Annotated in this window: 13 protein-coding genes and 1 pseudogene; 2 read left to right on the forward strand and 12 right to left on the reverse strand. The window is 61.4% G+C overall.

Features of this window, described 5'->3' with window-relative positions:
• Window positions 1-386 precede the first annotated feature (386 nt).
• Window positions 387-704 (reverse strand): annotated as a pseudogene (locus ABIV12_RS07600) (low molecular weight protein tyrosine phosphatase family protein); the annotation flags it as partial.
• Window positions 705-720: 16 nt separating this feature from the next.
• Entirely contained in the window at window positions 721-1,086 is a 366-nt protein-coding gene (locus ABIV12_RS07605; RefSeq protein WP_348057885.1) for a VOC family protein, read from the reverse strand.
• Between the two features lie 101 nt (window positions 1,087-1,187).
• Here ABIV12_RS07605 and ABIV12_RS07610 point away from each other — a divergent pair, with 101 nt between their 5' ends.
• Entirely contained in the window at window positions 1,188-1,484 is a 297-nt protein-coding gene (locus ABIV12_RS07610) for a helix-turn-helix domain-containing protein (RefSeq protein ID WP_348057887.1), read from the forward strand.
• Window positions 1,485-1,559: 75 nt separating this feature from the next.
• On the opposite strand, the gene ABIV12_RS07615 is transcribed toward ABIV12_RS07610, so the two are convergent.
• The 5 genes from ABIV12_RS07615 to ABIV12_RS07635 all read right to left on the reverse strand — a co-directional run bounded on the left by ABIV12_RS07615 (window position 1,560) and on the right by ABIV12_RS07635 (window position 3,931).
• Window positions 1,560-2,045: a GNAT family N-acetyltransferase gene (locus ABIV12_RS07615; protein WP_348057889.1), complete on the reverse strand. Its 486-nt coding sequence runs from the start codon at window positions 2,043-2,045 to the stop codon at window positions 1,560-1,562.
• A gap of 69 nt (window positions 2,046-2,114) precedes the next feature.
• Entirely contained in the window at window positions 2,115-2,495 is a 381-nt protein-coding gene (locus tag ABIV12_RS07620; RefSeq protein ID WP_348057891.1) for a RidA family protein, read from the reverse strand.
• A gap of 154 nt (window positions 2,496-2,649) precedes the next feature.
• A complete protein-coding gene (locus ABIV12_RS07625) occupies window positions 2,650-3,039 on the reverse strand; it encodes a VOC family protein (protein ID WP_348057893.1) in 390 nt (129 codons plus the stop codon).
• A gap of 23 nt (window positions 3,040-3,062) precedes the next feature.
• Window positions 3,063-3,458, reverse strand: a complete 396-nt coding sequence (locus tag ABIV12_RS07630; protein WP_348057895.1) for an SseB family protein — start codon at window positions 3,456-3,458, stop codon at window positions 3,063-3,065.
• 86 nt (window positions 3,459-3,544) lie between these two features.
• Window positions 3,545-3,931 (reverse strand): VOC family protein, encoded by a 387-nt coding sequence (locus ABIV12_RS07635; protein WP_348057897.1) that lies wholly within the window; start codon window positions 3,929-3,931, stop codon window positions 3,545-3,547.
• 207 nt (window positions 3,932-4,138) lie between these two features.
• Here ABIV12_RS07635 and ABIV12_RS07640 point away from each other — a divergent pair, with 207 nt between their 5' ends.
• On the forward strand, window positions 4,139-5,017 hold the full coding sequence (locus ABIV12_RS07640; RefSeq protein ID WP_348057899.1) for an AraC family transcriptional regulator: 879 nt from the start codon (window positions 4,139-4,141) through the stop codon (window positions 5,015-5,017).
• 244 nt (window positions 5,018-5,261) lie between these two features.
• Here ABIV12_RS07640 and ABIV12_RS07645 read toward each other — a convergent pair whose 3' ends face one another.
• The 5 genes from ABIV12_RS07645 to ABIV12_RS07665 all read right to left on the reverse strand — a co-directional run bounded on the left by ABIV12_RS07645 (window position 5,262) and on the right by ABIV12_RS07665 (window position 7,972).
• Window positions 5,262-5,468, reverse strand: coding sequence for a hypothetical protein (locus ABIV12_RS07645; RefSeq protein WP_348057901.1), 207 nt, complete (start codon window positions 5,466-5,468; stop codon window positions 5,262-5,264).
• A gap of 60 nt (window positions 5,469-5,528) precedes the next feature.
• The gene (locus tag ABIV12_RS07650) at window positions 5,529-5,783 is read right to left on the reverse strand and encodes a hypothetical protein (RefSeq protein WP_348057903.1); all 255 of its coding nucleotides are present in this window, start codon (window positions 5,781-5,783) and stop codon (window positions 5,529-5,531) included.
• Window positions 5,784-6,057: 274 nt separating this feature from the next.
• A complete protein-coding gene (locus ABIV12_RS07655; RefSeq protein WP_348057905.1) occupies window positions 6,058-6,615 on the reverse strand; it encodes a dihydrofolate reductase family protein in 558 nt (185 codons plus the stop codon).
• Between the two features lie 290 nt (window positions 6,616-6,905).
• On the reverse strand, window positions 6,906-7,400 hold the full coding sequence (locus ABIV12_RS07660) for a hypothetical protein (RefSeq protein ID WP_348057907.1): 495 nt from the start codon (window positions 7,398-7,400) through the stop codon (window positions 6,906-6,908).
• 74 nt (window positions 7,401-7,474) lie between these two features.
• Entirely contained in the window at window positions 7,475-7,972 is a 498-nt protein-coding gene (locus ABIV12_RS07665; RefSeq protein WP_348057909.1) for a TspO/MBR family protein, read from the reverse strand.
• Window positions 7,973-8,217: the final 245 nt, after the last annotated feature.

Here is an 8,217-nt window from a genome sequence, read left to right on the forward strand (position 1 = left end):
CATGGCGGGGAATGCCCGCGCCGGCATAGATCGGATCATCGACACCGAAGAGTGTGACGAGGCCGGTCAGCACCGGAATCGCACCGAGCACAGCCAGCGTGATCTGCAGGGGACGTTTGTTCATCGGCGCATCCGTTACCGGTGGCTCACGGGAGTCAGGGAATGTCTGGACAAATCCGGACGACTTGTTCGGGCGTTTACTGGACGGCAGCATGCCGGCCGGCGAGCCGGATCAATGTTTGTGCGGCCGAAGCTTACGCCCAAACTCCAGCGGGACAGCATTGCGGCGATCCAATTCATCGGCCTCAGTCCATCTCTGCTTCCGTGGATCGACCGACGGGACCGCCTTCGGTCGATCCGTTTTTCACCAGCCCGCGCAGCAGAGGAAGAAACGGGCTGACCTTGCGCTCGAGCAACCGGATCAGCTCCGGCTGCATGTAGCGGTAATCGTCAGCGATGTCGAGGCAGATGACGCGCGCGCTGGACAGGTGGGGCCTGAACTTCGAACGCAGCTTGCGGGAGTGCGCTTTCTCCATCACGAAGATCAGGTCGGCCCAGTCGACCAGTTCAGCGGTCAATGGATTCTCCGCGTCATGATCGAGACCAGCCGACGAGCATTCGATGTCCGGTCGCGACGAGAACGTTTGCTCGGCGGTCGGGCTGCGCAGACGGTTGCGGCTGCAGACGAAAAGAACGTTGGGCATCGTCGGCGGAGCGGTGTCAGGAAGACGAGAGCACGAATGTATTTCCTTCCGAATCGAGGAATTTCGCGAAGGTTCCCCACGGCTGCCGGGTGGGCTGCTCGACAAACGTGACGCCACGTCGTTCGAGCTGTCGCACCGTTGCTTCGACGTCGTCGCACGCCAGCGAACCGTTGAAGAACGTGCCGACACGATCTTCGTGTCCCGGTGGCGTGAACAGCACGATGCGCGTCGGCGAGTGCGCGATCCGCAACTCGATCCATCGTTGACCCGGCCCCATTGGCTGATCCGTTGCAATCGCGAAGCCGAGTTTTTCGGTGTAGAACGCGAGCGCACGCTCCTGGTCGAGCACCGGCACGCCGACGAACTTGAGTTGGGTGATCACTCTGCTTTCTCCTTGCGGCAGATTCCGGCCGACGCCGGGAGCGTCATTGTTGCACCGGCACCTGCTCCCAAGTGCCGATCGTTGCTATAGCATCGGTTGCCATGAAGCGATATTCCATTGATGCGTACGTCGTCGATGTCCTGCTCCCGGACCTCGTTGGCCATGATCGAAAGCCTGCAGCGTTTCTCGTCTATCTGTGCCTGTTGTGTGAATCGGAACAGCGCCGAACGCCGACGGTGGGCTTGAGTCTGCAGGAGCTCGCCACGCGCACCGGGCTTGCAAAATCGACGGTGCAGGCCGCCATCCGTCATTTGAAACGACGCAAGCTGCTCAATCCGGCGGTGAAGTCGACCACTGCAGCGCCGCTGCGTCGGGTGGAGAGACCGTGGGTTCGGTGACCCCGCGGTGGGTGCGCGCGCAGGTGCGCCGTGTCGCCGGTGTCGGCGAGTGACACCGACGGCATCCCGGAATCGTCAGGGCGCGAGCCTCAGTTCGTAGAATCGGGTTCCGGCCAGATGGTGCGCGTTGTACGCCCCGATTTCCACGAACCCGAGACGCCGGTAGAGGGCCTGTGCGCGAGCCATGGTCGGAAGTGTATCCAGTCGCAATGCCGCATATCCGGCGGCGCGTGCCGCTTCAATGGCTGCTTCGATCAGAGACCGTCCCAGACCACTCGCACGGAATGCCGGGCGCACGTAGAGCCGCTTCATCTCGCCCGTGTGATCGTCGAGTCGACGAAGTGCAACACAGCCGGCCGTCGCTCCGGCGATCTGCGCAAGAAACAGTGCTCCATGCGGCGCCTGGTAGGGAAACGGCAGCGCGCGCAGCTCGGCCGCGAATCCCTGGTATTCGAGATCGACACCAATCGCCTCGGCGTACTCCTGAAACAGACCGCGCGCGTCGTCCGTCTGTTCGTCGTTGCCAACTTCGATGAGCGTGATGGATTCACGTGCAGTCACGACGGGTCCCGGCGAAGAAACATACGAGGTGAAGAACTCTTTGCGCCATTGCGACGAAGGGTCGGTGGGTCAGGCCTCGGCAATTGCCGCAATGGACACTTTCAGTCCGGGAATGCGGACGGGCAACTTCGCGCCCTGACGTGCCGGGGGATCGGCCGGGAACCAGCGCAGCCACTCCTCGTTCATTCCAGCGAAGTCGTCCTCGTCGGCAAGAATCACGGTCGCGCTCACGACCTTATCGAGTGAACTGCCCGCTTCCTCGAGAATCGACCGGATGTTCGCGAGGCATTGCCGCGTCTGTTCCTGAATCGTCGTACCCGAGAGCGTGCCTGTCAAAGGATCCGTCGGCGACGTGCCCGAGACGAACACCAGCCCGGCTGCTTTCACGGCCTGGCTGTAGGTGCGCGGTGGCGCGGCCGCGTTCGACGTGAACACGATTTTACGGGACATCTCGTCTCCTTCAATGGGGAACAGTCTGCCCCCGAGTGTCGCGATTGGAACTGGCGGCGACTGTATCAAGTTGCAGGGGCCGGTCTTGATGCTTGCCCGCCGTCGAGGCCTCACGGTTTCAGACAATGACGACACTCAGTGTGCGTCCCGGCGGTCAAGACGCGTCCATTGCGCTGATCATCACGTGATACCCGTCCGGATCACGCAGTGCAAACTCGCGGGTTCCGGTATTCGGACTCGTACTGGGCTCCTCGTCGAGCCGAGCGACAAGCGTGCGCGCCCGGGACAGGGCGAGGTCGAAATCGTCCACGCGAAAGAAAAGCAGGAGTCCGTTTCCGGGCTCCGCACGGTCTGCACGGGCGAGCGAGGGATGCTCGTGCGCGCCCCAGCGATGGAAGCAAAGCAGCACCGTTCCATCCGTGTCGACGACCTGGCCAAAATAGTCATGTGCAGGTGCCGTTTCCGGCTGCCCGAACAGTGTCTGATACCACCGCAAGCTGCGAACCACGTCGGACACGCCAAGAATCGTCCATGTGCGCTTCATCCGTTTCTCCGATGGTTCCTGCGCTAGGTTGCCGGACACGCATCTTTTGCCAGCGCTTCAACCTCTCCAGGAGACAACGCCAGCGAATACTTGTAGCCAGGATTGAGTGCGATGCCGAATGGCGGCTTGGCAAGTTTCAATACCCATGAGAAAGCCGTCACCAACGAGTGCTGGAATGCGGGCTGTTGCTTTATCCAGGGTGCGGCTTTGTCCGGAGTGGTGAAAACTGCGATGACAGGGAAACCTTCCTGCGCGTTGAGAGTCAGCGGTTTGAAGTCGCTCGGCAGTTCCCCGTTCTCCAATCCTCGATTGATCGGAACTGCGACGCGCGAATCGGGGAGAGCCGATACCAACGTCGCCCGTGCATCGGGATCCGATGTTGCGCGAACCAGGAGCTCTTCCAACTGATGTGCATCCATACGCCGGGGCTATAGAAGACATGGCACCCGATCTTGCCCGCACGGTGCGATGCGATCAAGGATTCGGCGACCGCGCGATCCGCGCGTCATTGCCCCGACGGGGGCTGCCACAACTCGACCTTGTTCCCCTCCGGATCGATCACCCAGCCAAATTTCCCGTAGTCGGACTCATCGATTTTTTCGAGAACGTTGCAACCTTCCGCTTCGAGCGCCGCGACCAGGGCATGCACGTCGTCGACTCGGTAGTTGACCATGAAGGCGGCCGTGCCCGGTGCAAACTGCGTGCTGTCCTCCGACGCAATGCACCAGGCGGTGGTTCCGCCCACGGGCTTGCCGTCCGCGTTGGTCCAGTCGAACGCGGCGCCGCCCCACGCCTGCACATCGATGCCGAGATGGCGCTTGTACCAGGCCTGCAGTGCAGGTGCGTCCTTCGCCTTGAAAGAGATGCCGCCGATTCCAGTGACTCGTTTCATGTGAACCTCAAACGCGTGGTGATGGGAAGGTGATCGATCTGCAACGGAATGCGCCGCCAACGGGTGAAGTGCTGTCTCGCACTGGTTGTTCGCCCGACGCCAGGGTCCGAACCCGCACGGGTGCTACCATGATTGCGATCGGTGTCGAAGACTAGCCATATCTTGCGAACGGATCGAAAAGCCGGGTGTGACGCCTCCCTGATCTACGTGGAGCGGGTCAACCGCGCGATCGACCACATCGTTCGCAACCTCGCTCAGCCGTTGAGGCTGAGCGAAGTGGCCGAGGTGGCCGGTTTCTCGCGTTTCCATTTCCACCGCATCTTCAAAGCCATTCTCGGCGAACCACTGAACCTGTTCGTGAAGCGGCAGCGTCTGGAGCGGGCGCTGCATCTCATGTCACATGCGCCCAACCGGTCGTTGACCGAGGTGGCGCTCGACTGCGGCTTCTCGTCCTCGTCCGATTTTTCGCGTAGCTTCAGGCAGCGTTACGGCACCTCGCCGAGCACGTTCGACCTCGACACGTTCTCCAATACGCGGCGCGCGGAACTGGACGGTGTCCTGTCGCGGCAGAGGGGATCTCCGCGCGTCACGACGCTGCCCGCTGGCGCGAATCCCGACGGTTTCGCAGTCACGCTGCGCGACCTGCCTGCGCGCACGGTTGCGTACATCCGCGTTCTTGATCCGTACCGCGAGGGCGTGGCGCAAGCCGCATGCGAGCGACTCGTCGCTTGGGCGATCGAGCGCGGGGTCGCGGATGGTCAATGGCTCGGCTACATGTGGGACGAGCCGGAGATCGTCGCCCTTGCCGATTGTCGGTACGACGTTGCACTGGTGGTTGACGATGTCGTGTCCGCAGGTGAAATCGGCCGCCTGGAATTTCCGCCAATGCGCGTGGCCGAAGTGGTGCTGAGCGGCGACATTGCTCTCGAAGCGCGCGCGCTCGACTGGTTGTACAAGACATGGCTCCCGCAGAGCGGCTACATGCCCGCCGATCAACCGTGCTTCGAGGCATGGATCGGTCGTCCGTTCGCGCATCGGCCGGAGCATTTCGAGATCGCCTGCCAACTTCCGGTGAAGCGCGTCTGAGCGATCTCCTTGGAAGCCAGCGTCGTCACGCGGCGGCAATGGTCCATCCAGGAAAGGCCTGACCAAGTCGATCAAACACCATTGTTTGAAGGCTGATGTTTGCCATCAACGATGGACAGAGGCGCGCGACCGCTGCCAGGGCTCGTCGGCTCGACGGAAAGATGGAGCACGCCGTCGCGACGCTGCATGCGGCATGCGGCAATCTGCAGAAGCACGGGCGACAGTCCGCGATGCGACCCGGGCGTCAAGAGAGCACCCGCCATGCAATGAGGACACCGACCCCAACCAGGGCGGCCACAAGAAGCCAAAACAGACCGGGATTGTCGTTGCGGCGGGCGGCCACATTGCCGCCGCGCCATGCAACTTCGCCTGTACGAACCGAGTTCGCAGCGAGGAGAAGTGTGAACAAGGCGAGTAGGAGCAGGAAGGCATTGGCCAATGTGGGATTCATTCTCTTCGTTCCTCCGTTGCGGCTGACCGTAGACAACCAGCTGCCGGCTGCATCGGCGAGTCACAACAGCGCCCGGAACAGCACCAGGAACGCAGCGCCCAGCACAAGCCCGCCTATCCCCAGAATCACGAGAATCGACGGCCTGGATTGGTCGAAGTTCTCACCAAGGAGATGCTCATCCGGCTCGTCTCCGAGGGTGGCTGCACGCAAGAAAAATGGGAGAGCGGTAAGCACGGAAACCCACTTGGGGGCATCAAGCTCGACGGCAGCCCACATTGGAAGTATGAGAACCAATAGCCAGATGTACTTGCTCATGCTGAACTCATTGATGGAAACAGTGCGCGTTGGGCCTGGCGAGGGTTTCGAGAAAACCGCCCGCGTTCAAATCCGTCCGACGTCAGCAGCTGCGTCGAGCTCTCCCCACACGCTGCACGTCGATTGTAGAGGGTTGCATGAGCCTCGCTTGTTTTTGATCGTCGATCAACGTGCCGAACGCGGGTCTTGCTCCACCGCTCAACGTGTCAATTGAGCCGCGTCGCGTCGCGGCATCGGCTTGATTGAAACGTCACGCGACAGCATCCACGTCGAGTCAGCGTGCGCGCCTGTAGTGCATGGCGACTGCTCCGTTGCGGAACGGTTTCGCCGAGACCAGTTCGAGACGTCGGGTACTGGGCAGACCGCGATCGAACAGAGTGGGACCGTGGCCGGCGATTCGGGGGTGGACCAGCAACTTGTATTCGTCGATCAGATCCAGCCGGTCCAACTCGGTTGCGAGTTTCCCGCTGCCGAGAAGTATGCCGTCCGGGATCGCGGCCTTGAGTTTGTGTATGCCCGCATGCAGGTCGCCAGAGAGGTGGTGGCTGTTGGCCCAGGGGAAGTCCTTTCGCGTCGAGGACACCACATACTTCGGCTTGGCTTCCAGCTTGATGGCCCACTCGTGCATTGTCGCAGGTGCCTGCGCGTCGCCGCGAGCGACCGCCGGCCAGTAGCTCTCCATCATCTCGTAGCTGACGCGACCCCACAGCATCGCCCCACTTCCGTCCATTAGGCGAATGAAAAACGCATGGGTCTCATCGTCGGCGATTCCTTCCCCGTGGTCGACGCAGCCGTCCACGGTGACATTGATGCTGAAGGTCAGAAGTCCCACGGAGTCCTCCGTTTGAGATCTGCGACCAGACGCCCGGCCCCTGTCTCGATGGGCGCGCGCCTGATTCGCGACGTGCTGGCTGTGTGTCGCAGTACGACGTTGCAGGAAAAATGCCCCGACCGAAAATCGCATGATTCCAGCCGGCTTTTCAATCCTTCCTGCGTGCTGTGTGTCGATGGTCGAGCGTCGTTTATTCCTGGCGCCGCGATCAATGTTCGCACGAATGATCTCTCCTGCGTCTCAAAGCAGAAATCGACCCGGGGGCGCAGTCTTCTGCTTCGAATGAATCGTCAGGCCTGAGGCTTTCGCGTGAAGTCCATCGTCCAGTTCGTTTCCCAAGTAGCACCGCCGTCTGCCGAGAATGCTTGCTCCCATCGCAGCGTGTCGGGGCCTGAGCAGGACCAAAGGAAACGAACCCTGACCGCAACGCCGTTCTGGATGTCGTCCGCGTAGAAGGTGCCGATGCCATCGTTGAAGCGGCCCTTGACCGGCACATCGAGTTGGCCCGGGAAGCGACCATCCAACCACCAGATGGCCCACGTGCCTGACTCTTTGTCGAAAGCGCGCAAGGCAATGGCGCGAAATTCCCCGTCCGGAAATTTGAGCAGGTTGTCTTCAACGTTGCCAAAGCCACCAAGGACCTTGTGGGTTGACATCTCGCCATCGAACTCGGTCCAGTCGTGACAATTGGCCAAGCGCTGATCGAGGCGACGGTGTTTTACACACCAGTCTCCGACAACAAAGTCGAAATCATCCGGAGCTGAAGAAAGTTCTGGGAGCGGCAAGAGAGTGTCTCCATCAATCCCACGTTCGACACGAGTCCGCTTGATGAAAGGGTTGAGAGCACAGCACTCGGTTGCTATCCAAGTACCGCGCGATTAGCACGCCACAACGACAACGTCAGCGCGGACGCCACGGATACCCACGCGAGGTAGGGCACGAGCAGCAGCGCAGCGAACCGATGCAAAGGCCAGAACGCGAGGATGGTTGCCAGGATGAGCAGCCAGAGCACGACGATCTCAGCCACCGAAAGCGCACCGCGACGCAAAACGAAGAAAAGCCAGCTCCATAGGGCATTTGCGACCAGCTGCACGACAAAGAGCCCCAATCCCAGCGCGGCGCCTGTAAATCCGTGATCGCGCCAGACAAGCCAGGAAGAAACAGCCATGAGGATATACAGCACCGACCACATGGGACCAAACAGCCACGCCGGAGGTGCCCACGCTGGCTGCAGCAGCTGCTTGTAGAAGCTGGCGGCGCGTGCAGAGGTAATGACACCCACGCTTGCGGCGACGGCGCAGAGGAGGAGCCAGCCAAGGAACCCGAGCGCTTGAATCTGCCACGTTGGGTGTGCCATCAGCATCTGGTGTGGGGCCTAATGTTTGACATGATCGGCTCGCGCCGGCTGGGCGCGTACTGCGCGGAGTGAAACAAGGACGAGAAACGCCGTGCCGGATCGCTCGACGGAAATCTTCAGCGTCACGCTTCAGTGCGGCCTGATCGGCCTCAATGGCGGGCAGGAGCTTCTGCCAGCGAGCGAGGCTGTCGGCCGCCCGAGACGTCTCTCCTTCATAGTATTCCCAAACGGACGGCGCGCCACCG

This window comes from Dokdonella sp., from assembly GCF_039926425.1.
GTDB lineage: Bacteria > Pseudomonadota > Gammaproteobacteria > Xanthomonadales > Rhodanobacteraceae > Dokdonella_A.